20 protein-coding genes and 1 pseudogene are annotated in these 21652 nt (G+C 71.0%); 4 read left to right on the top strand and 17 right to left on the bottom strand.

Translation table 11 applies throughout. The annotated features are described in order from the left end of the window. Position 1: 1 nt before the first annotated feature. The 3 genes from ACQPXB_RS48545 to ACQPXB_RS48555 are packed head-to-tail and all read right to left on the bottom strand — an operon-like array spanning position 2 to position 2837. Positions 2-826 (bottom strand): ATP-binding cassette domain-containing protein, encoded by an 825-nt coding sequence (locus tag ACQPXB_RS48545; RefSeq protein ID WP_432848828.1) that lies wholly within the window; start codon positions 824-826, stop codon positions 2-4. Further along, positions 823-1818 (bottom strand): ABC transporter permease, encoded by a 996-nt coding sequence (locus tag ACQPXB_RS48550; protein ID WP_366580244.1) that lies wholly within the window; start codon positions 1816-1818, stop codon positions 823-825. Before ACQPXB_RS48550 ends, ACQPXB_RS48545 begins: the two co-directional genes overlap by 4 nt. Continuing rightward, on the bottom strand, positions 1815-2837 hold the full coding sequence (locus ACQPXB_RS48555; protein ID WP_366580242.1) for a substrate-binding domain-containing protein: 1023 nt from the start codon (positions 2835-2837) through the stop codon (positions 1815-1817). Before ACQPXB_RS48555 ends, ACQPXB_RS48550 begins: the two co-directional genes overlap by 4 nt. 106 nt (positions 2838-2943) lie before the next feature. Between ACQPXB_RS48555 and ACQPXB_RS48560 the strand changes: the two genes are divergently transcribed. Continuing rightward, positions 2944-3972 (top strand): LacI family DNA-binding transcriptional regulator, encoded by a 1029-nt coding sequence (locus tag ACQPXB_RS48560; protein ID WP_432848831.1) that lies wholly within the window; start codon positions 2944-2946, stop codon positions 3970-3972. 107 nt (positions 3973-4079) lie between these two features. Beyond that, complete coding sequence (locus tag ACQPXB_RS48565) at positions 4080-4946, top strand: LacI family DNA-binding transcriptional regulator (protein ID WP_432848833.1); 867 nt, start codon at positions 4080-4082, stop codon at positions 4944-4946. Positions 4947-6028: 1082 nt separating this feature from the next. Here ACQPXB_RS48565 and ACQPXB_RS48570 read toward each other — a convergent pair. Beyond that, entirely contained in the window at positions 6029-7048 is a 1020-nt protein-coding gene (locus ACQPXB_RS48570; RefSeq protein ID WP_432848835.1) for a glycoside hydrolase family 76 protein, read from the bottom strand. Positions 7049-7180: 132 nt separating this feature from the next. Here ACQPXB_RS48570 and ACQPXB_RS48575 point away from each other — a divergent pair, with 132 nt between their 5' ends. After that, a complete protein-coding gene (locus tag ACQPXB_RS48575) occupies positions 7181-8098 on the top strand; it encodes a hypothetical protein (RefSeq protein WP_432848837.1) in 918 nt (305 codons plus the stop codon). A 305-nt stretch (positions 8099-8403) separates the two neighbouring features. On the opposite strand, the gene ACQPXB_RS48580 is transcribed toward ACQPXB_RS48575, so the two are convergent. From ACQPXB_RS48580 to ACQPXB_RS48630, 11 genes are all read right to left on the bottom strand, one after another. Continuing rightward, a complete protein-coding gene (locus ACQPXB_RS48580; protein ID WP_432848839.1) occupies positions 8404-9060 on the bottom strand; it encodes a TrmH family RNA methyltransferase in 657 nt (218 codons plus the stop codon). Between the two features lie 16 nt (positions 9061-9076). Next, positions 9077-9463 carry a DUF2784 domain-containing protein gene (locus ACQPXB_RS48585; RefSeq protein ID WP_432857162.1) on the bottom strand — a complete coding sequence of 129 codons (387 nt, stop codon included), beginning with the start codon at positions 9461-9463 and terminating at the stop codon, positions 9077-9079. A gap of 182 nt (positions 9464-9645) precedes the next feature. Beyond that, complete coding sequence (locus tag ACQPXB_RS48590) at positions 9646-10083, bottom strand: Asp23/Gls24 family envelope stress response protein (RefSeq protein ID WP_364054515.1); 438 nt, start codon at positions 10081-10083, stop codon at positions 9646-9648. Positions 10084-10192: 109 nt separating this feature from the next. After that, positions 10193-10450: a hypothetical protein gene (locus ACQPXB_RS48595; protein WP_432848841.1), complete on the bottom strand. Its 258-nt coding sequence runs from the start codon at positions 10448-10450 to the stop codon at positions 10193-10195. Further along, positions 10447-10815, bottom strand: coding sequence for an Asp23/Gls24 family envelope stress response protein (locus ACQPXB_RS48600; RefSeq protein WP_432848843.1), 369 nt, complete (start codon positions 10813-10815; stop codon positions 10447-10449). The genes ACQPXB_RS48595 and ACQPXB_RS48600 overlap by 4 nt, the downstream gene beginning before the upstream one ends. Next, positions 10812-11369, bottom strand: a complete 558-nt coding sequence (locus tag ACQPXB_RS48605; protein WP_432848844.1) for an Asp23/Gls24 family envelope stress response protein — start codon at positions 11367-11369, stop codon at positions 10812-10814. The genes ACQPXB_RS48600 and ACQPXB_RS48605 overlap by 4 nt, the downstream gene beginning before the upstream one ends. After that, complete coding sequence (locus ACQPXB_RS48610; RefSeq protein WP_366580223.1) at positions 11360-11908, bottom strand: RNA polymerase sigma factor; 549 nt, start codon at positions 11906-11908, stop codon at positions 11360-11362. Before ACQPXB_RS48610 ends, ACQPXB_RS48605 begins: the two co-directional genes overlap by 10 nt. Positions 11909-11988: 80 nt before the next feature. Continuing rightward, positions 11989-12552, bottom strand: coding sequence for an orotate phosphoribosyltransferase (pyrE, locus tag ACQPXB_RS48615; RefSeq protein WP_366580221.1), 564 nt, complete (start codon positions 12550-12552; stop codon positions 11989-11991). Positions 12553-12591: 39 nt separating this feature from the next. After that, positions 12592-15090 (bottom strand): ABC transporter permease, encoded by a 2499-nt coding sequence (locus tag ACQPXB_RS48620; protein ID WP_432848846.1) that lies wholly within the window; start codon positions 15088-15090, stop codon positions 12592-12594. Further along, positions 15090-15833 carry an ABC transporter ATP-binding protein gene (locus ACQPXB_RS48625; RefSeq protein ID WP_366580217.1) on the bottom strand — a complete coding sequence of 248 codons (744 nt, stop codon included), beginning with the start codon at positions 15831-15833 and terminating at the stop codon, positions 15090-15092. The genes ACQPXB_RS48620 and ACQPXB_RS48625 overlap by 1 nt, the downstream gene beginning before the upstream one ends. A gap of 76 nt (positions 15834-15909) precedes the next feature. Then, positions 15910-16677 (bottom strand): SDR family NAD(P)-dependent oxidoreductase, encoded by a 768-nt coding sequence (locus ACQPXB_RS48630; RefSeq protein ID WP_432848849.1) that lies wholly within the window; start codon positions 16675-16677, stop codon positions 15910-15912. A 55-nt stretch (positions 16678-16732) separates the two neighbouring features. Between ACQPXB_RS48630 and ACQPXB_RS48635 the strand changes: the two genes are divergently transcribed. Continuing rightward, positions 16733-17626: a hypothetical protein gene (locus ACQPXB_RS48635; protein ID WP_432848851.1), complete on the top strand. Its 894-nt coding sequence runs from the start codon at positions 16733-16735 to the stop codon at positions 17624-17626. Between the two features lie 447 nt (positions 17627-18073). Here ACQPXB_RS48635 and ACQPXB_RS48640 read toward each other — a convergent pair. Together ACQPXB_RS48640 and clpB are read right to left on the bottom strand one after the other, a co-directional pair. Next, positions 18074-18764: pseudogene (locus ACQPXB_RS48640) on the bottom strand (hypothetical protein); the annotation flags it as partial. Positions 18765-19004: 240 nt separating this feature from the next. Next, positions 19005-21599, bottom strand: coding sequence for an ATP-dependent chaperone ClpB (gene clpB, locus ACQPXB_RS48645; protein ID WP_432848853.1), 2595 nt, complete (start codon positions 21597-21599; stop codon positions 19005-19007). Positions 21600-21652 lie beyond the last annotated feature (53 nt).

Below are 21652 nucleotides of genomic sequence, written 5' to 3' on the forward strand. Positions count from 1 at the left end.
GTCAGGTGAGCCCGGCGTGCGTGGTGGCCGCGACTTCGGTGACCTGGCCCTCTTCGTCGAGCTGCAGCGCACCCGTGAGCAGGCCGACGACCTGGTTCATCGTGTGCGTCTTCGGCGACACCACGGCCACGCGCTTGCCCAGCCGGTGCACGTGGATCCGGTCGGCGATGTCGAACACGTGCGGCATGTTGTGGCTGATCAGCACCACCGGCAGCCCTCGGTCGCGGATGCGCCCGATCAGCTCCAGCACCTTCGCCGACTCCGCGACACCGAGCGCGGCCGTCGGCTCGTCCATGATCACGGCCTTCGTACCGAACGCCGCCGCGCGCGCCACCGCGACGCCCTGGCGTTGGCCGCCCGAGAGCGTCTCGACGAGCTGGTTGATGGACTTGATGTTGATGCCCAGCTCGTCGAGGATCCGTTGCGCCTCCTTGCGCATCTCGCCCGTGTCGAGCTTGCGCGCGATGCCGCCGAACGGCCCGCGCAGCCGCTTTTCCCGGCCCAGGAACATGTTCGACGCGATGTCCAGCGCCGGCGCGACGGCCAGGTCCTGGTACACCGTCTCGATCCCGTGGTGGCGAGCGTCCAAAGGGGACTTGAAGTGCACGACCCGGCCGTCGACGCGGATCTCGCCCTCGTCGGGGATCAGCGCACCCGACAACGCCTTGATGAGACTGGACTTCCCGGCGCCGTTGTCGCCGACGACGGCGAGCACCTCGCCGGGGTAGAGGTCGAAGTCGGCGCCGTTGATGGCGGTCACGCGGCCGTAGCGCTTCACAAGGCCGCGTGCGGAAAGCGTGGTCTGTTGCCCGTTGTCGGAAGTCATGACTGCTGCTGCCTCCGTGCGATCCGGTCGACGACCACGGCGGCGATGAGCAGCGCACCGGTCGCGAGGTCCTGGTAGTTGCCGTCCACGCCCATCTGAGTGAGGCCCGAGCGCAGCACCGCCACGACCAGCGCGCCGAACAACGTGCCCAGCACCGAACCGCGGCCGCCGAAGAGGCTGGTGCCGCCCAGGACCACGGCGGTGATCGAGTCGAGGTTGCCGAGCTGGAACTGGTTCGGGTCGGCGTTCGGCGTGCGGCCGAGCGCCTGCCACGCGGCGATGCCGAAGCAGAAGCCCGCGACCAGGTACACGGAGATCACCGTGCGGTTGACCTTGATGCCGGACAGGCGTGCGGACTCCGGCGCGTTGCCCACCGCGTAGACGTGCTTGCCCCACGCGGTTTTCGTGAGCGAGTACCAGACGATGAGGAACATGATCAGCGCGAGCGTCATGCCGTAGGTGATCGGGATGCCGCCGAAGAGGTAACGCTTGGTGCCGAGCCACTGCAGGAGCCCGTCGGTGACCGGCACGGCCTGGCCGCCGGCGATCAGCTTCGCGACGGCGGTGAGGCCGGTGAAGGTGCCGAGCGTGATGATGAACGCGGGCAGCTTGATCCGCGTGGCGAGTGTGCCGATGAACAGGCCGACGAGCACCGTCAACGCGATTCCCGCCAGCAGCGCGACGAAGCCGTTGGTGCCGGCCGCGGCGAGCTTGGCCATGATCAGCGTCGCCACGACCATCGACGCCGCGTTGGACAGGTCGATGCCGGCGATGAGGATGATCAGCGTCTGGCCGAGCGCGAGCGTGCCGACGACCAGCGACTGCTGGACCACTGTGGACAGGTTGTCGAGGTCGAAGAACGTGTCCGTGGCCAGGGAGAAGACCACGATGGCCACGATCAGCGCGAGCGCGGGGCCGACCGCGGGCGCGCGCAGGAGGAACTCGCCGAGCGACTCGCGCTCCCGGGTGCCGTTCACCGTCGCGGTGGTCATTTCGCGCCTCCCCAGCAGTTCTGCAGGCCCCACGTGGTGTTCTGGCTGGGGACGCCCGGCATGGGCTTGTCGGTGATCACGGTGGAGCCGGTGTTCACGAAACCCGTGGGCTTCTTGCCGGTCTTGGCGTATTCGACGGCCGCGAGCACGCCCTGTTCGGCCATCTTCTTCGGGAACTGCATGACCGTGGCGGCGTAGAGGCCGTCCTTGACGTTCTGCACGCCTTCGCAGCCGCCGTCGATCGAGCCCATCACGATGCGGTCGGTGAGGCCGCGGGCCTTGAGCGCGGCGTACGCGCCGCGGCCCATGGGTTCGTTCATGGAGTACACGGCGTTGATGTCCGTGGTGCGCTGCAACAGGTTCTCCATGCCCTGCTGCGCGAGGCTCTGGTCGCCGTTGGCCGCGGTGTGACCCTTGATCTGGGGCGAGGAGTCCGTGAGGCCGATGCCCTTGAGGAAACCGCCGTGACGTTCGGTGTCGACGGAGGAGCCGGCGGTCCCGTCGACCATCAGCAGCTTCGGGTCGACGCCGGCCAGCGCGGCTTTGACGTACGCGCCCTGCTGCTGGCCGGCCGCGAAGTTGTCGGTGGCGAAGGTGGCGTCGACGGCGTCGGCCGGCTCGGTGGCGGTGTCGAGCGCGATCACGAGCACACCGGCGTCGCGCGCGTCCTTGATCGCCTTGAGCACGCCGGTGGACGAGCTCGGGGTGATCAGGATCGTGTTCACGCCCTGCTGCATCAGGTTCTCGATGGCCCGGACCTGGCCGTCGTTGTCGCCGTCGAACTGGCCGGCGAGAGCGCTGAAGTCGGCGCCGTTGGCCTTCGCGGCCGCACTGGCCGCGTTGCGCAGCTCGACGAAGTACGGGTTCGTGTCGGTCTTGGTGACCAGGCCGACCTTGGCCTTGCCGCTGCCGGCCGGGGTCGTGTTGCCGCCCCAGTGGCGCTCGACCGTGCAGCCGGTGGTGACCATCGCGCCGACTGCGACGATCAGCACCAGTGCGGAGAGACTGCGCTGTCTCATGGATGCCCTCCTGCGAGGTTGCCGATGGTCGGCAAGGTAGACAGACTCAGCACACGTCGCAAGCGTTTGCGCAAACGCTTGCGAGTGAACCTCGTGAAGGACTGACATGCCACCAACCCGCTCCTCCCGGCCCACCCAGCGCGACATCGCGGAGCTCGCCGGGGTGTCGATCACGACGGTTTCGCACGTCGTCAACGGCACGCGCGCCGTCGCGGAGGACACGAAGGCCGCCGTGCTGCGGGCCATCGAGACCACCGGCTACACCGGTGACGCGATCGCTCGTTCGCTGGTCACGGGCGGTACGCGCTCGATCGGGATGGCGATCTCGCTGGTCGCCAACCCGTACTTCGCGGCGCTGATGCAGGCGATCGAACGGGAGGCCTCCGCCAACGGCTACACGGTGCTGCTCGCCGACACGCACGATGCCACGGCGACCGAACGTGACGTGGTGCGGGCCCTGCGGTCCCGTCGCGTCGACGGCCTGCTGGTGACTCCCTCCCCGGGCGACGGTTCGGTGATCGGTGAACTCGTGTCGCTGGACGTGCCGACGGTGCTCATCGACCGGCTCTCGACCCGCACCGACGTCGACCAGGTCGGCGCGGAGAACATCCAGGCCACCTCGGCTTTGACCGCGCACCTCGCGTCGCTCGGGCACCGGCGGATCGGCATGATCTCCGGCGCGCCGGGTCTCACGACCAGCGACGAACGCGTGCTCGGCTACCGGTTGGGCCTGGGCCGTTCGGGGCTCGCGTGGTCGCCCGACCTCGTGGCCTGCGGGAACTCGCACCGCGACGGCGGCGCGCTGGCGTTGAGCACGTTGCTGGCGCTGCCGGAACCGCCGACGGCGCTGGTGGTGGCCAACGACAGCATGATGGTCGGCGTCCTGCACGAGGCCCGCCGGCGCGGCTTGCGCATCGGCCGTGACCTGCCGGTGGTCGTGTACGACGACGTGGAGTGGGCCGACCTGGTGGATCCACCGCTGACCACGATGGCGCAGCCGATCGAGGAGATCGGCCGCCGCGCCGTGCAGCTGCTGCTGGCCCGCGTCGCCGACCCGACGCGCGCGGCCGAGACCGTGCGGCTGCCGCCCACGCTGCGCCACCGACAGTCGTGCGGGTGCCCCGGAGCGGCCTGACCGTTCACTCACACTGGTGATTCTTGGAGTGGATCGCCCTTCGCGCATCTCGGCTGGGCCTCCCGAGCGGTTACCGTTGGGTAAGCACGACGACGAGGGCCACGCACATGACCGCTCTGGCGCCGGAGATCCCGGTTTGGGGTACGCCGGTCACGCACCGGTTCGGTGTTGCCCTGGGCATGCACGCGAACCCGTACACCGGCGATTTGCTGCGCGCGATCCGCGGCGCCGCCGCGCGCGCCGGCTGCGACCTCATGCTCGCCGACACCCACGATTCCGTCGCCGAAGAGGCGGCCGTGGTGCGTGCGCTGCGGGCGGACCGCGTCGACGGGGTGCTCCTGGTCCCGGCCCCCGGCGACGACGCGGTCATCAACGGCTTGGTGCGCATGGGCGTCCCCACGGTGCTGGTCGACCGCATCGCCGGCCGCAACGACGTCGACCAGGTGGGCTCGGAGAACATCCAGGCGGTGTCATCGCTGGTGGAGCACCTGGCTTCGCGGCGGCACCGCCGCATCGCCATGATCACCGGCGCCGCCGACTCGGCCGTCAGCGAAGAACGCACGCTGGGCTACCGCCTCGGCCTCGACCGCGCCGGCCTGCGCTACAACCCCGAACTCGTCGCCTGCGGCATGTCCTCCCCGGGCGGCGCGGCCCGCGCCGCCGCCAAACTCCTGGACGGCTGGCCCTCGCCTTCCGCAGTGGTCGTCGCCGGCGAGTCGATGCTCATGGGCGTCCAATGGGAAGCCCACCGCCGCGGCATCCACATCGGCGCCGAACTCGCCGTCGTCGGCTTCGGCGACATGGCCTGGGCGCGCACCGTGTCTCCCGCCATCACCACCATGGCCCAGCCGATCTCGGAAATCGGCCGCCGGGCCGTGCAACTGCTCATGGCGCGGGTGCAGGAACCGGACCGCCGCCCGGAAGCGGTGCGGCTTGCGCCACGGTTCTTGCACCGCGCTTCATGCGGCTGTTGAGCTTTCGGCCGCCGGGCCATGCAACTGCTGATCGCGCGGGTGCAGGAACCGGACCACCAGCCGGAAGCAGTGCGGCTGGCGCCACGGTTCTTGCACCGCGCTTCATGCGGCTGCTAAGCCTTCGGCCGCCGGGCCGTACAGCTGCTGATCGCGCGGGTGCAGGAACCGGACCACCAGCCGGAAGCAGTGCGGCTGGCGCCACGGTTCTTGCACCGCGCTTCATGCGGCTGCTAAGCCTTCGGCCGCCGCGCCTGACTGCCGGCTTCCCCCGCGCTGCTCCCGACAGCCCGCGCTGCTGCGGCACTCGGCGATGCGGCCGCTCGATCGCATCGTGCCGCCCGGTTCTCGCGCCAACTGCTGAGCCTTCAGGATTCCGACGGGGCGATTCCCCGATTGCGTTGGCAGACCGGACCTCTTACGACTACTGAGCTCCCGTACCTCCGCACCCGATCGCACCGGCGGCGCAGCTCTCGCACGCAATTCGTTTCGCTTCGGACTTCCGGGGTCGAACGACACCTACCGGCGTCTGCGGCCCCACCTCTCCGCACTTCGCCCCCGCCGCAGCCTGGCGCCACCACACCGGACCGCGCTCCGGACCAGGCCTTTCCCCCTGCTGCCCCAGGGCCCACCCCGACACACAGCCCCCGCCCTCCCTGGGGGGCGCTCCCATGCCCATTCTACCGGGGTAACCCGACGAAATCGGCTGTTCAGCGCCCTGAGGGTGCCAGTTGCCCACAACTCGGGGAACCCTGTGGACAACTGGGGTCACCTCGCTGGAAGTGGCTGTGCACAAGGGGCGAGAGGTATGACAGGGAGCGAGTTGCCGTACTCGAGTCCAAGAGAGAAATCAGGATCGTCGCAGGTCGCGGAAACTCGTGGCGGCCGTCGGCGCGAGGGCGGCAATCGCGACAGCTGCGAGGAGATCGACGGCGACCGCGGCGGTTCACAGAGCAGCAGCGCTCAGGCGCGGCTGGCGATCCGCAGGATATGGCGGCATAAGAAGGGAGCTCCGCCGGCCACCGTCGGCAGGGCCTCGATGGCGACGCTGCACAGGAATCATTGCAGCGAACAGAAAGCCGAGGTCAGAGCCTCGCGGCGGCTTCGAGGAGTAGCCACGCTCCGGTTTGGACGGACAGGTCGCGTTCGGGGGCGTCTGGGGGTGGCGGGCTCAGGGACGCCGGGGCGGCCCATTCGGCGCTGAACAGGGGGCCGGTGGGTGTCTGGGTGGCGCCGGACCAGCAGGCGTCCGCGGTGGTGAGGACGAGGGTGCGGGCGGTGGCGGCTTCGGGGGTGGGCAGGCGCGGCACGGCGAGGGCGAGGTAGCGGGCGGCGATGGCGGCGAAGAGGCCGCCATCGCCGCCGTTTTGGCCGCGGAGGATGGCCGAGGGGGCGAGGTGGGTGGCGATGGCGCGGACGGTGCGAGAGGCGGCGTCCACATTGGACTGTTCGAGGCATGCGCCGAGGTAGACGCCTTGGCAGTAGGTGAAAATGTGCTTGATGAGCTCGCCGGTGTCGACGCGGAGGCCGTCCCAGACGAGGCCGGTGGCGGGGTCGACGAGGGTGTCGGTGAGCCACTTCGTCATGTCGCGCGCGCGGGTGGCGTCGCCTTCGCGGGCGTGGAAGATGGCGGCGGGGCCGTTGGCGGGGGCGTTCTTGAACGTGTCGCCGCGGCGCCACCAGATGCCGCCGCCGGCGTCGTCGGTCCAGCCTTCGTGGAGCTGGGCGTCGATGTCCGCGATGGCGCGGTCCACATCGGACAGGTCGAGCGCGCGGACGCGTTGCAGGGCAAGGCCGAGCCAGGCGATGTCGTCGTAGTAGTCGTTGATCCACTTGCCGAAGTTGCGGAAGTGCATGGACTTCACGAACCGCCCGATCACCTTCGCCCGCTCGGGCTGCGGGTCGCGCAGCTGGGCGTCGACGAGGCAGTCGAGCAAATGCGCCTGCCACCAGTAGTTCCAGTGCCAGTGCAACCGCTGCCCGACGGTCGGCGGCCAGCCGCTGCGCCCCAGCACCGTCCCGGGCACACCCCAGACACGCCGCAGGTGCCGCCCCCGCACGGCGCGCTCCGCCGCAGCCGCCCGCCCAGCCCGGTCGACGCTCATACCCGCGATTCTGCCCGTTCGCGCAGGATGCCGCCCCCTGATCCCGGCCTGACCCGATTGAAACCGGTTCCTGACAACCCGCCCCTACGTTCGGTGGGGCCCAAGATCCACTCGACAGTCGGGGAGAACACCATGAACGCCAAGAAGCTCACCGTTTCCGGACTCATCGGAGTGGCCGCCGCCTGCGGCGCTCTCGCGCTTTTCGGCCCGGCCGCCAACGCCGCGCCCACCAGCGCTCCGGCTCCGGTTGCCGCCCAGCGCACCGCTGCTCCTGCACCCGCGCAGCGCGGCACCGCCACACCCGCTCCCGCTCCCGCTCCCGCGCAGCGCGGCATAGCTGCCCCGGCCCAGCGTCAAGCGGCCCTGGCCGGCCGCGCCGATGTCGCCGCACCCGCCGAACGGGGCGCCTCCGCGCCCGCTCCCGCCCAGCGCGGCACGGCTGCCCCGACCCAGCGCCGAGCGGCCACGGCTCCGGCAGGTCGGACCGGTGTCGCCGCTCCGGTCCAGCGCAGCACCACCGCATCTGCTCCCGCCCAGCTCAGCACGGCTGCCCCGGCCCGGCGTCAAGCGGCCCCGGTCGGCCGCACCGGCGCCTCCGCACCCGCCGAACGCGGCACCACCGCACCCGCTCCGGCCCAGCGCGGCACGGCTGCCCCGGCCCGGGCCGGTCGCATCGGCGCTTCTGCAACTGCTCCTGCCCAGCGCGGCACCGCTGCTCCCGCTCGGGGCGTCGCCCCAGCCAGCGCGCCGGCGCCGACCGGCCGCACCGGTGTCGCCGCCGCAGCTCACGAGCAGCGCGGCAGTGCCGCATCTCCCGCACGACAGATCAGCGCGCCCGCGCAGCGCGGCACCACTGCCGCCGTCGAGCGCACCCGCGTCACCGCCCCGGCTCCTGCCCAGCACCGCACCCGCGCCGCCGCCCCGGCTCCTGCCCAGCACCGCACCCGCGCCGCCGCCCCGGCTCCTGCCCAGCACCGCACCCGCGCCGCCGCCCCGGCTCCTGCCCAGCACCGCACCCGCGTCACCGCTCCCGCGCCCGCCCACCGCTGAAAGCCCTAACCCAGGCGCCCAGCTGGAGCCACCCAGCGACCCCAGCCCAACCCCGCAACAAACTCAAAGAAGCGGCCCACAACACCGAAATCCAGCGACCGACCTACACAACCCGAGGCGCACCCAGACCCGGCCCTGCACCTCGATCCCCGCCTTCCACGCGGTCTGGACCACTTGTCAAGGTACTCTTTCCCGCCTTGACAAGTGGTCCAGACCGTAGTGACACTAAAAAATCGGGGTGCCCGCGCACACCGCGGAACAAGGCAATGATCCGCGCCAGCGGGTCGAGCCGGTCCTCGGCAAAATCACCAAGACCGAGACAAATCCGCATGCTCCCGAACCCAAGCATGCATCACAATCCCCGCCGCAACCCCGGCGTTGATCGACCGCGTGCTCCCGAACTGCGCGATCGACACCACCATCGACGCAGCAGCCTGAGCCTCTTCCGACAGCCCCGGCCCCTCCTGGCCGAAGAGCAGCACGCACTCCCGCGGCAACGAAGCCACCTCCACCGGCACCGAACCCGGCGTGTTGTCCACCGCAACCACCGCGAGCCCGGCAGAAGCGGCAAAAGACACCAGCCCCGCGACATCCTCGTGGTGTCGCAGATGCTGGTACCGATCCGTCACCATCGCCCCGCGGCGGTTCCAGCGCCGGCGCCCCACGATGTGTACCTCGGCGGCGGCGAAGGCGTTGGCCGTGCGGACGACCGTGCCGATGTTGTGGTCGTGCTGGAAGTTCTCGATGGCCACGTGGAACGGATGGCGCCGAGCATCCACATCGGACACGATGGCCGAGCGGCGCCAGTACCGGTACGCGTCCACCACGTTCCGACGGTCCCCGTGCTCCAGCAACTCAGGGTCGTACCGCGGGTCCGTGGGCCACGAGCCCACCCAAGGACCCACACCAACCGGCTCACGACCCACCCACTCGGTGGGGCCGGCCTCGGGATCTTCCGTCACAAGGGACGATTCTCGCTCAGCCCAGGCGGACGCGGTGAGCCGGAGTGTCGTCGGGGCGGTGACGCCAGCGGTGGTAGGCGCCGACGTAGGAGAAGATGACCAGCGCCAACGCGATCACCGCGACGGCCGGCAGCAGCGAACGCGGCACCACCGTGTCGTACAGGTAGTACGCGTTGAACCCGCCCGGCAAGTCACCAAGTCCTTGCTGGTGCCGGAAGAAGTTCTCCGCCGCGGTCAGCGGGCACGGGACCGGGGTGACGTTCACCAGCACGCCCCACGCCGCGAAAAACACGTGCACGAGAGCGACGCGCGGCCAGCGCCACGCGAGGAAACCGCCGAGCCCGATGAACAAGAGGGCGAGGATGTGCACCGCCACCGTCACGTCGGCGAGGAAATGCGCCACCGAAGCGTTCACCACCGCCCCCTTTCCCCACGGCTTCTACCAGCGACGTTACTCCGGTAACCGTGCCCCGGCGGGCGAAAATTCCTCACTCGCTGTGATGTTCAACCCAGGGGAGCAACGCGTTCACCCGAGGGGTAACGGAGTGGTCACTCCGGGTACGAACTCCGTGCCGGAAAGATCCCTCACCGCACCCGATCACTCGTGGTGGGCTCTTCGTCCGCACTCGGGATGTACACGTCGCCGACGTTGATGTTCACCTCGACGACCTCCAGCCCCGTCATGCGTTCGATCGCGCCGATCACGCTGCGCCGCACCTGGCGCGAAAGGTCCGCGATGGGCACGCCGTACTCGACGACGATCTCCAGGTCCACCGCCGCCTGCTTCTCCCCGACCTCCACGGCCACGCCCTGGCCCGCACTTGCCGACGCGCCCGGGATGCGGTCGCGCAGCGCCCCCAGCGCCCGCGCCGCGCCGCCGCCCAGCGCGTGGACGCCCGGCACCTCGCGCGTGGCGAGACCGGCGATCTTCTGCACGACCACGTCGGCGATCGTCGTGGTGCCCTGGTCGGTCACGAGGCCAGGAGCCACCACGAGGTCAACGGTCTTCTCGGCGACAGTCATCGAAAATCTCCCTCAGTAGGTTGGGAAGCGCGGCGGGACAAGGCTTTCCTGCCCCGTCACCTCTTCGACACAACGGCCCGGTGATCGTCACGACCCGATCGTGTGACGCTCAGGAGAACGCGCCGGCGTCGACGTCGGTGACGATCAGCCGCAGCGTCGCGCCCGCCCACTCCGTGTCCGCCAGCGCGGGCCGCACCACGGCCTCCGCCCGCGCCAGCAACGGCGGCAGCGGCAGCCGCGTGGCGATCAGCCGGACCTGCACCGCCTCCGGCGTCAGATCCACCGCAGAACCCCAACTCCGCTCGACGGCCGGCCGCAATCCCTCCACATCGGCCAGTGCCGCGACCACCCGTTCGGCGACGCTCACCGGCGCTCCAGCTCGATATCCACAATGGACACCACCACCGCGCCGACCGCCAGCCCCGTCTGCTCGGCCAACACGCGCGTCACCGACCGCTGCACCGCTCGCCCCACGGCGGCGGCCTGGTCGAACGCCGACGTCACCACGTCGACCTCCACCGACAACCCGCCCTCGACGTTGCGCACGCGCACCCCGTCGATCGGGGCCGGATCCAGCCCCTGCCACCGCCCGCGCGCCGCCCGGGTCCACGCCGTGACGAGACCACGCAGGCCCGGCTCCAGCCGCACCACGCCGGGGGTGTCGAGCGCGGCCCGGGCCGCGACGCTCGCGACCACGGGGTCCGCGATCACGTACTCGGCCTCGCCCGTCATTCCCCGTCCTCGTACACGTCTTCGACCAGCAGGTCGAGCTTCGCGAGCGTCAGCCCGACGCGCGCCGCGGCCGCGGCCGTGACGCGTTCGCGCACCCGGGCCAACGTCTCGGCACCGGCGACGTTGCCCAGCCGCACCGCGAGGGTGAGCTCGACCTCGACGATCCCGCCCCCGTCGGAAGCCACCCCGACCGCGCGGACGCGACAGCGCCGCGCGCGGACGTCACCCGCGGAGTCGGCCGCATACCGGAGCACGACGGCAACGGCCGCCTCGCTCACCTCCACGCGACCTGGTTCCGGCGTCAGCAGGTCGAGCATCTGTCCGCGCCGCGCCTCCGCGCGCACGGCCGACATGATGCGTCCCACCAGGCCCGGCGGCACCGGATCCGGCTCGGCGACGAGCTCGGCCGTTGCCTCACGCAACGCCAGGAGGCTCGCGCGCGCGGTGCCGCAGTGCGGGCAGGTCGCCTCGTGCTCGTCGACCGCGTCGAGCAGGTCCCAGAGCGCGTCCAGGTCCCGGCCGCAGGGCAGTTCATACCCTTGGTTCACCGCCACGGCTTCATCACCTCCGCCAGCTGCGCCCGAGCCCGGGCGATGCGGCCCCGGACCGCCGCCGGGTTCACCCCGACGACCTCGGCGATCTCGTCGTAGGAGCGGCCGTGGACCTCACGCAGGAGCCAGCACACGCGTTGCGGCGGCGTGAGCTGCTGCAACGCCGCGTTGAGCGCTTCGAGCTGCCCGTTGACCTGCGCCGCGTGCTCCGGCTGTCCGTCGGTGCGCGGCGACTCGGCCAGCTCCAGGTCGACGTCGGCCTGCGGACGGCGCGCGCGGATCACGTTGAGGCAGCGGTTGGCGGTACTGCGGTAGAGCCAGCCGACGAACGCGCTGTCGTCCTGCAGCTGCGCGAGCTTGCGCCAGGCGCCGAGGAACACCTCCTGCACCACGTCCTCGGCGTCGCCACGGTGGTTGAGCATCTTCACCGCGAGCCGGAACATGGGTGCTTGGTAACGCAGCACGAGCTGTTCGTACGCCCGCACGTCGCCGTCTCGGGCGCGGCCGACCAGCGTCGCGTCGTCGAGCTCCGTCGTGGTCACGGCACCCCCTTCCACCAGGGGGACACCTGCGAGGGGGCGTTCGTCACGCACGCATTCTCGGTGATCTTCGAGAATCGCGCTCAGCTCAGGCCGAGGTCGTCCTTGTCGAGCAGGTAGCGGTACTCGAGGCCTTCCTTCTCGATGGCCTCACGCGCGCCCGTGTCGCGGTCGACCACCGTGGCGACGCCGGCGACGATCGCCCCGGCCTCGCGCAGCGCCTCGACGGCCGTGAGCACACTGCCGCCCGTGGTCGAGGTGTCCTCGACGGCCAGCACGCGCTGCCCCCGCACCTCGACGCCCTCGATGCGGCGCTGCATGCCGTGCTCCTTCACCGCCTTGCGGACGACGAAGGCGTCGAGCACCATCCCGTCACTCGCGGCGGAGTGCAGCATCGCCAGCGCGACCGGGTCGGCACCGAGGGTGAGGCCGCCGGCGGCGACGTAGTCCCAGTCGGCCGTGAGCTGCCGCAGCAGCTTCCCGATGAGCGGCGCCGCCGCGTGGTGCAGAGTCGCCCGGCGGAGATCGACGTAGTAGTCGGCTTCCTTGCCCGACGATAGGGTCACCTTGCCGTGCACCACGGCCAGTTCGGTGACCAGCCTGGCCAGTTCGAGCTTCGCACTTTGATCCAACCCGGGGTACGCCACGGCCGAGAGTCTTACACACGCCACCGACAGGCCCGCTCGTCACTCGCCGAGCGCGACGGCTGTCACGGGCCGCGTCCGCGTGGCCACCCAGGCGGGCACCAGCGACGCCACCAGCGCGAGCACGGCGGCGGTCGCGACCACGGTGAGGTAGATCCCGATCGGCCCGGTCGGCAGCGGCGAACCCGTGGCCACCAGGCAGAACGGCACGATCGCGCCCGCGGAGACGACCGTGCCGAGCACCACGCCGATCGTCGCGATCAGGCCGCCTTCGACGCCCGCCATGCGCAGCACCTGCGTCCGCGTGAAGCCGCCGAGACGCTGGAGGCCGAACTCGCGGCGACGGCGCGCGGTGGCCATCACGAGCGTGTTCACGACCGAGATCACGGTGTAGCCGATGATCATCCCGATCATCAGGTAGTTGACCCACGCGCCCACCGCGTCACCGGTTGCGTGCGCGGCGAGCAGCGAATCGCGGTCACCGACGGACACGGGTTCGCCGGCGGTGGCCGTCGTGAGGTTCGCCGTGAGCCGCGCTTGGTCGACGCCGGGCGCGGCACGCACCAGCACCTGCGGCGCGAGACCCGCGGTGGTGTGGGCGGCGAGCAGGCCGGCGGGGAACAGCAGCGTCTCGAACCCGGCGCGCTGGTCGACGAGCGCGACGACGCGAACGGTCACCTCGTACCCGTCCCCGAGCCGGAGCGTGACGACGTCGCCGACTCCGCGGTGCAGCCCTGTGGCCACGCTCGCGGGCAACGCGACGGCGTCGCCGGTGAGCGCGTCGAGGCTGCCCGCGGTGACCTTCGCCGACGTTGTCTGCGCGGCGCTGCCGGCGGTGAGGCCGAGGGCCGGGTGGCCGTCGTCGTCCTGGCTGTCGTCGTAGGGCGCGGTGACGAAGACCGTGCTGGTCACGTACTCCGACGCGGCGACGACGCCCGGTGCGTCCTGCACGCGCCGGAGCAGCTCGGGGCTGACGCCGGCCGGGGCGGCGATCACCGCGTCGGCACGCAGGTCTTCGGTGAAAGCCTGCTGCGACACCGCTTGGGTGGTCGTCTGCAGGTAGATGTTGGCGGTCGCGATGCCCACGGCCAGCATGATCGGCGTGACCGCGCCCGACACCTTCGTCGCCGCGGCCCGCGTGTTGGCCAGCGCCAGCCAGCCGGTGACGCCGCCAAACAGGCGGACTGGAGCGCGAAGCAGCAGCGCCATGAGCTTCGTGACGCCAGGGCTGATCGCCGCGACGCCGATCGCCCACAGCATCACCGCGGGTCCCGCCGTGCTCGCCGCGATGGGACCGGTCATCACCGCGAGCGTCACGATTCCGAGCGCCGTGCCGCCGCCGAAGCAGAGCACGGCGACGATCAGCCGCAACGGCGTGAGCCACCGTCGTTCGACCGCGGCTTCGGCCAGCGCTTCCGTCGGCCGGATCCGGCTCACGCGCCGGGCCGCGACCACGGCCGCGAGCACCACGGCGAGCAACGTCGCGCCGGCGGCGACGACCATCGGCAGCCAGCCCTGGTGGAACTGCACGACGTCGGGCACGACGCCGGCGTTCGTCAGACGGCCGAACAGCCGGCGGCCGAGCAACGGGCCGAGCGCGGCGGCCGCGGCGATGGCGAGCACGCCGATCGCGACAGCCTCGCCGAGCACCATCCGGCGCAGCTGCCGCGGAGTGGTGCCGATGGCGCGCAGCAGAGCCAATTCCCGGCGGCGCTGCTGCGTCGCGAGGCCCAAGGTGCTGGCCACGACGAACAACGCGACGAGCACGGACAGGCCACCGGACACAGCCGAGAGGACCACGAGGTTGGTGCCGCTGGCGTCGGCCTGCGGGAACTCGGCGTGGCCGCGGTCGTCGCCGGTCAACGCGACGATTCCGTCGCCAAGATTCAGGCGCGCGGCGACGGTGGCGGGGTCTTCGCTGGTGAACACACCGAAGTCGTCGATCTGGTTTCCGGCCAGCCGCGCGGCTTCGGTGGTGGTGAAGAAGATCGTGGGCGCGGTCGTCGACGCGGTGGCGATGCCGGCGACGCGGTAGGTGCCGGTGGTGCCGCGGGCGGCGAGCTGGATGGTGTCGCCGGGCTTCGCGGTCACGTCGGCGACCACGACCTCACCGTCGCCAGGAGCGTGGCCCGAAGTGAGCGTGTACGGCGTGAGGACGGCGGAATCCCAGGCGTGGCCGGTCGCCGGACCTTGCGGCAGCGCCACGGGAACGGTGACGTCACTGACCACAGTGGACACTCCGGGTGTCGCGCGGATCTTGGCGGCCAGCGCCGGATCCAGGCGCACGGTCTCCGGCAGCGCGACCCCTTCGGTCTTGAGCTTGCCCTCGCCCGGATCCCGTTTGGGGAGCCGGATCTCCTGCTGCCCCGCCACGACGATCGGCGCGGCCGCCAGCCGCTGCGGCGGTGTGTCGGCGCGGATGCCCGTCTCCATCAGGCCACCGCACGCCGACACGATCACCGCGCCGAGGAACGCGGCCACGAACGTCGCGAGGAAACCGCCTTTGCGCAACCGGAGCGTGCGCAGCGTGAGCCGGAACATCAGGCACCACCGACCGCGACGGCGCCGGCCCACGCGCCGAGGTGCGTCATCCGCGCGGCCACGGCTTCGGGAGTCGGGTGCGCGAGCTCGCCGGCAACGCGGCCGTCGGCGAGGAAAACCACGCGGTCGGCGTGCGCGGCGGCGACCGGATCGTGCGTCACCATCACGACGGTGAGCCCGCCGCGCACCGAATCCCTCAGCAGGGCAAGGACTTCGGCCGCGGTGCGCGTGTCGAGGGCGCCCGTGGGCTCGTCGGCGAAGAGCACGGCCGGGCGCGCCACGAGCGCCCGCGCGATGGCCACGCGCTGCTGCTGCCCGCCGGACAGCTCACCCGGGTGGTGCCGGCGCCGGTCGGCCAGGCCGACGTGCGTGAGCATCCGCGTCACCAGCTTGCGGTCGACGCGGCGGCCGGCCAGGCGCAGCGGGAGCACCACGTTCTGCTCGACCGTCAGCGCGGGCAGGAGGTTGAACGCCTGGAACACGAAGCCGATCCGGTCACGGCGCAGCTTCGTCAGCTGCGTCTCCGACAGCTTCGCGAGGTCCTGGCCGTCGAGGTGCACCGAGCCGGCGGTCGGGCGGTCGAGGCCCGCGGCGCAGTGCAGGAATGTGCTCTTGCCCGAGCCCGAAGGCCCCATCACGGCGGTGAACCCGCCGCGCGGGAACACCAGGTCGACGCCCGCCAGCGCGGTGACCCGCCCGTAGTCCTTCCGCACGGCCTGCAGCCGCACCGCCTCATCCGTCATGGGGAAAACGCTAGGCAGCGACGGCGGTTCGCACCCTGGTGCCAGCTCGCCGGGCCGGGGTGGGGGCAGCCCTACCTCACGTGCGGCTCCGGTTGCCGAACCCGGCCGACAGGCGGCGCAGCACCCCGCGCGGCAGCAGCCCGGTGACTGCGACCAGCGCTTTGTACTGCAGGCTCGGCACGGAGATGACCTTGCCGCGGCGCAGATCCGCGAGCGCTTCGTTCACGACCTGCTCGACGCCGAGCCAGAACGCCTGCGGGCCTTCCTTCTCCAGGCCGGCGCGCTCGTGGAACTCCGTGGTGGTGAAGCCGGGGCAGAGCGCCATCACGCGGACGCCGGGCGGCAGCGACGTTGCGATGCCTTCGGTGAACGACGTGACCCAGTTCTTGCTGGCCGTGTACGTGGAGCCGCGGCCGGAGAAGAAGCCGGCGACGCTGGAGACGTTGATGATGTCGCCGTGGCCGCGCTCGACCATGCCGGGCAGCGCGGCGCGGGTGAGGCGCAGGACGGCGGTGACGTTCACGTCGAGCTGGCGCTGCAACGCGTCGGGGGAGATCTTCCAGAAGTCGCCGGAGAGGCCGAATCCGGCGTTGTTGATCAGCAGGTCGACTGGTTCCGCGGTGAGCCGTTCCTCGACCTTCGCGCGGCCGTCCACTTCGGACAGATCGGCGGGGAGCACCTCGGTGTTCACTTGATGGCGATCTGCCAATTGCTTGGCGAACGCCTCGAGGCGCGCTCGGTCGCGGGCGACGAGCACGAGGTCGTGTTTCTCGGCGGCGAGCGTGCGCGCGAACTGCGCTCCGATGCCCGCGGTGGCTCCGGTGATCACGGCGGTGGCGGTCATGGGGCGAACCTACCTGCAGTCGCGTTTGTCCCAGTGGCGAAGTATGGTCCCGCCCATGGGCAAGCACACCCAGCGAAAGCCCGGTTACCTCCCGAAGGTGGCCTCCGGTGCGGCACCCCTCGCACTGCTGCTCGCCGGCCCTGCGTCCGCGCTGGCCGATCCCACTCTTCCCCTCGACGGCCTGCCGCTGGACCTGCAGCAGCACGGCACGCTCGACCACTCCGTGCACTCCTCGGCCGCATCGGTGGGGGTCGCCCGCGACACCTCCGTGGCGACCCACGGGCTTCCGGTGTCGACTGCTTCTTCCCTGACGCAGGCGGTGTCCGACACCACCGGGTACGGCCTTTCGGATTCACTCACAGCGGTGAAAACGACCAACGGTTTTTCGCAGTCACAGCGCCACGAAGTGCGAACGGGCTCGCCGGTCCGGCTGATGACGGGCAACTCGTCGCGGGTCACGTCCACTTCGCCCGCTTCTTCCACGGCAGAGGGCGTCTGGCTGCCCTACGGCGTCGACGTCCCCACGGACTCCTCCGGCGCCGGCAGCTTCGCCGGCGACCTCGGCGGCGGCGTGGGGGTGCACCGCACGTCCGGCTACGCCGTGGACTTCGGCGGGCCGGGCTCGGTGGTGGCCAACTCGGAGCACCACGCCACGGGCCAGTTCGTCGGCTCCCTGGACGTCTCGGACGTCGGCCAGCGCCACATCGCGACAGCCGACGCCGGGCCGGTTTCGGGCTTCCTGCTGACCACGCAGTCCTTGTCGGGCAACGACTTCCGCGGCGAACTGAAGGCAGCGGACGCCACTTCGGCGCGGGTTTCGACGGTGACTTCGGGTTTCGTCGCGGGTCGGCCACACGCAGTCGGCGGGGGCGACGGCGTTCGGGGCTCCGGTGGTGCCGGATGTGGTGCTTTCGACGCCGCCGTTGAGGTGAGCTGCTTCCGGAGATGAAAACGGCCGCCTCTTTCGGGGCGGCCGTTTCGCGTGCAATGAAGCCTCGCCGTCGGGCGGCCGCCTTGCGGGCGGCCGCACTCGCGCACGGGGTTGGGCTTCGTCGAGGTCAGGGTCTGGCTTCGCCGGCGAGGCCATGAACGGGGCGGATGCGATGCACCGTTGACGTGCGGCGGAACCGACATGAAGGTGTTGACCCGGACATAAAACGGCCGCCTCTTTCGGGGCGGCCGTTTCGCGTTCGGGGTCAGTCGTCGTCGACGTCTGGGTCGGGTTTGGCCGGTGGGGCGGCCGGGACGGAGCCGTAGGTGCTCGGGCCGCTCGACGGGGTGCGGGGCTCGGGCGGGGTCGGGGCGTCGGCCGGGTGGGTTTCGACGGGGGTCGTCGCGCGGGTGTCGACCGGGGTGGTGGCGCGGGTGTCCGCGGGGGACGGGGCGCGGGTGGCCGAGCGGGGTTCCGAAGCGGCGGCGGCGGGGGTCCAGGTGCGGCCGGTGTCGTAGTCCTCGTCGAAGGGGTCGACGATGTCGGCGATCTCGCCGAGGTCGCGCAGCAGGCGCTCGAGGCGCGAAGGCCCGGCGTTGGGCACGACGCTCGCCAGCACCCACTCGTTCTCGAGCCAGGCGACGCCGACGTCGCCGCCGAGCTGGTCGGCCGCGTCCACCAGCTCCTGGGTGATGACGGCGCGGGCGCCTTCGGAGTCGTCGGCGAAGGCGTAGCGCTGGCCGATCGGGCCGAGCATCTCGGGCATGTTCTCGCGCTGGAACGGCACGCTCGACAGCCACATCTCCACGGGCACGCGGTGCGTCTTGTTGCAGCGCACAGCCACGACCGTCGCCGGGATCTGGCCTTCGGACTCGATGTCGAAGATGAACACCGGACGGCGGCCGTCGGAGGTGAAGGTGGAGCCCGCGACGACGTTCACCGCCGCGTCGGCGCCGAAGTAGCCGATCGCACCGCCCGACCACTGCCGGGGCAGCCGCTCGTCCTCCTCCACGAACTGCCAGCCGCGCAACTGGGCCCAGCGCATGCGCTCGCGATTGCGCGAGCCTTCCTTGGCCCGGTCGGCCGCGAGCAGGCCGAGCCCCGCCACCAGCGCGACGGCGGCGATGACGAACCAGATCCACGCCGAGATACCCACGACGGTGAGGGTATCGCTGCTCGGGCTCTACATCCGAACGCCCGCACCGTGTCGGCGCGCCCCTTTCGAGGCAGCTGTCGAAACGAGGTCGACAAATCGCCTTGTCTGCCTGTTTTTCAGCAGCACGGCGCCCCACCGCCGACCCGTCTCGTGGCACCAGCGGGCCACGCGGGCGAAGCCCCGAACACAGCAGAACGGCCCTCCCACCGAAGTGGAAGGGCCGTTCAAACCCGGCAACCGTCAGACCCGCTCGACCGTCAGCGTGTCTCCGGCCTCCAGTTGCGGGATGTCCACCCGCACGGTGTCGCCGTCGCGGATGTCACCCGACAGCAGCTTCTTCGCGAGCTGGTCGCCGATCGCCGACTGCACCAGCCGGCGCAGCGGCCGGGCGCCGTAGATCGGGTCGAAGCCGTTCAGGGCCAGCCACTCGCGGGCCCCGTCGGTGACCTCCAGGTGCAGCCGCCGCTGGGCCAGCCGGGCCGCGAGCCGCGCGACCTGGATGTCCACAATGGACGTCAGCTGCTCGGTGCCGAGGGCGTGGAACACCACGATGTCGTCCAGCCGGTTCAGGAACTCCGGCTTGAACTGCCGCTGCACGGTCTCCAGCACCGCGTCGCGACGCTGGTTCTCGTCCAGCGACGGGTCGGCGATGGCCTGGGAGCCGAGGTTCGACGTCAGGATGAGGATGGTGTTGCGGAAGTCCACCGTCCGGCCCTGGCCGTCGGTCAGCCGGCCGTCGTCGAGGACCTGCAGGAGCACGTCGAACACGTCCGGGTGCGCCTTTTCGACCTCGTCGAGCAGAACCACCGTGTACGGGCGGCGCCGCACGGCCTCGGTGAGCTGGCCGCCCTGGTCGTAGCCGACGTAGCCCGGAGGGGCACCCACGAGCCGCGCCACCGAGTGCTTCTCGGAGTACTCGCTCATGTCGATGCGCTGCATCGCGCGCTCGTCGTCGAACAGGAACTCGGCCAGGCCCTTCGCCAGCTCCGTCTTGCCGACACCCGTCGGGCCGAGGAACAGGAACGAACCCGTCGGACGGTCGGGGTCGGCAACACCGGCGCGGGCGCGCCGGACCGCGTCCGACACCACCTGCACGGCCTGCTCCTGCCCGATCACGCGGCGGCTGAGCTCCTCCTCCATGCGGAGCAGCTTGCCCGTCTCGCCCTCGAGCAGCCGGCCGGCGGGAATGCCGGTCCACGCGCTGACCACGTCGGCGACGTCGTCCGCGCCGACCTCTTCCTTCAGCATCACGTTCTGCTGGCTGACCTCCGACGCGGCCGTGGCCGCCTCGAACTCCTTCTCCAGCGCCGGGATCCGGCCGTAGCGCAGCTCGGCGGCCTTGCCCAGGTCACCGTCGCGCTCGGCGCGCTCCGACTCGCCGCGCAGCTGCTCCAGCTGCTCCTTGAGCTCGCGGACGCGCTCGATCGAACCCTTCTCGTTCTGCCAGCGAGCGGTCAACGCGGTCAGCGTCTCCCGCTTCTCGGCCAGCTCGGCCCGCAACGCGGACAACCTCTCCAACGAAGCGGCATCGTCCTCCTTGGACAGTGCCATCTCCTCGATCTCCATGCGCCGCACCGCGCGCTCCACCTCGTCGATCTCGACGGGGCGCGAGTCGATCTCCATGCGCAGCTTGGAGGCGGCCTCGTCGACGAGGTCGATCGCCTTGTCCGGCAGGAACCGGGCGGTGATGTAGCGATCGGACAGGGTCGCGGCGGCCACCAGTGCGGCGTCCGTGATCCGGACACCGTGGTGCACCTCGTAGCGCTCCTTGAGCCCACGCAGGATCGCGATCGTGTCCTCCGGCGACGGCTCGCCCACCAGCACCTGCTGGAAGCGCCGCTCCAGAGCCGCGTCCTTCTCGATGTGCTGGCGGTACTCGTCGAGCGTGGTCGCGCCGACCATCCGCAGCTCACCGCGCGCGAGCATCGGCTTGATCATGTTGCCCGCGTCCATCGCGCCCTCGCCGGTGGCACCGGCGCCGACGATCGTGTGCAGCTCGTCGATGAAGGTGATGACCTCGCCGGCCGAGTCCGTGATCTCCTTGAGCACGGCCTTCAGCCGCTCCTCGAACTCACCGCGGTACTTCGCACCGGCCACCATGGACCCCAGGTCCAGGGCCACCACGCGCTTGCCGCGCAGCGATTCGGGCACGTCACCGGCGACGATGCGCTGGGCCAGGCCCTCGACGATCGCTGTCTTGCCGACGCCCGGCTCACCGATCAGCACCGGGTTGTTCTTGGTGCGCCGCGAAAGCACCTGCACGACGCGGCGGATCTCCGTGTCGCGCCCGATGACCGGGTCGAGCTCACCGGCGCGGGCGCGCTCGGTCAGGTCGACGCCGTACTTCTCCAGCGCCTTGAACGTGCTCTCCGGGTCGGCGCTCGTGATGCGCGCCGAACCCCGCACCTTCGCGAACGCCTCCTGCAACGCCTCGGGCGTCGCGCCGTGGCGCTTCAGCAGCTCCGCGACCTGGCCACCCTCGGTGGCGAGGCCGACGAGCAGGTGCTCGGTCGACACGTACTCGTCACCGAGCTCGGTGGCGAGCTTCTGCGCGTGCGTCAGCGACTTCACGGCGTTCGTGTCGAACTGCGGAGTCGACACGGTGGCGCCCGTCGCGGACGGCAACGCGTGGATGATCGGGTCGAGCTCCTTGTGCACCACCTCCGGGTCGGCCCCGACCGCGGTCAGCAGTGGTGCGGTCAGTCCCTCACCCTGCGCCAGCAGGGCGCCCAGCAGGTGGGCGGCCGAAACGTGCGGGTTGCCGGCCATCGTGGCCGCCTGTGCCGCCGACGAGATCGCCTGCTGGGTCTTCGTGGTCGGGTTGAAAGCGTCCATCCCTCACCTCATGCGCTCTGTGAAAAGTCCAGGTGACAGCCCTGACCAAGGAC

It is taken from the genome of Amycolatopsis sp. CA-161197 (assembly GCF_050942255.1).
GTDB lineage: Bacteria > Actinomycetota > Actinomycetes > Mycobacteriales > Pseudonocardiaceae > Amycolatopsis.

Coding starts and splice junctions, on each gene's coding strand:
- ACQPXB_RS48590 (WP_364054515.1), bottom strand. CDS start 10,083: ATGACTGTCGCCGAGAAGACCGTTGACCTCGTGGTGGCTCCTGGCCTC.
- ACQPXB_RS48625 (WP_366580217.1), bottom strand. CDS start 15,833: ATGACGGATGAGGCGGTGCGGCTGCAGGCCGTGCGGAAGGACTACGGG.
- ACQPXB_RS48555 (WP_366580242.1), bottom strand. CDS start 2,837: ATGAGACAGCGCAGTCTCTCCGCACTGGTGCTGATCGTCGCAGTCGGC.
- ACQPXB_RS48635 (WP_432848851.1), top strand. CDS start 16,733: ATGGGCAAGCACACCCAGCGAAAGCCCGGTTACCTCCCGAAGGTGGCC.
- ACQPXB_RS48570 (WP_432848835.1), bottom strand. CDS start 7,048: ATGAGCGTCGACCGGGCTGGGCGGGCGGCTGCGGCGGAGCGCGCCGTG.
- ACQPXB_RS48620 (WP_432848846.1), bottom strand. CDS start 15,090: ATGTTCCGGCTCACGCTGCGCACGCTCCGGTTGCGCAAAGGCGGTTTC.
- ACQPXB_RS48630 (WP_432848849.1), bottom strand. CDS start 16,677: ATGACCGCCACCGCCGTGATCACCGGAGCCACCGCGGGCATCGGAGCG.
- ACQPXB_RS48560 (WP_432848831.1), top strand. CDS start 2,944: ATGCCACCAACCCGCTCCTCCCGGCCCACCCAGCGCGACATCGCGGAG.
- ACQPXB_RS48600 (WP_432848843.1), bottom strand. CDS start 10,815: ATGACGGGCGAGGCCGAGTACGTGATCGCGGACCCCGTGGTCGCGAGC.
- ACQPXB_RS48565 (WP_432848833.1), top strand. CDS start 4,080: ATGACCGCTCTGGCGCCGGAGATCCCGGTTTGGGGTACGCCGGTCACG.
- ACQPXB_RS48550 (WP_366580244.1), bottom strand. CDS start 1,818: ATGACCACCGCGACGGTGAACGGCACCCGGGAGCGCGAGTCGCTCGGC.
- ACQPXB_RS48575 (WP_432848837.1), top strand. CDS start 7,181: ATGAACGCCAAGAAGCTCACCGTTTCCGGACTCATCGGAGTGGCCGCC.
- ACQPXB_RS48545 (WP_432848828.1), bottom strand. CDS start 826: ATGACTTCCGACAACGGGCAACAGACCACGCTTTCCGCACGCGGCCTT.
- clpB (WP_432848853.1), bottom strand. CDS start 21,599: ATGGACGCTTTCAACCCGACCACGAAGACCCAGCAGGCGATCTCGTCG.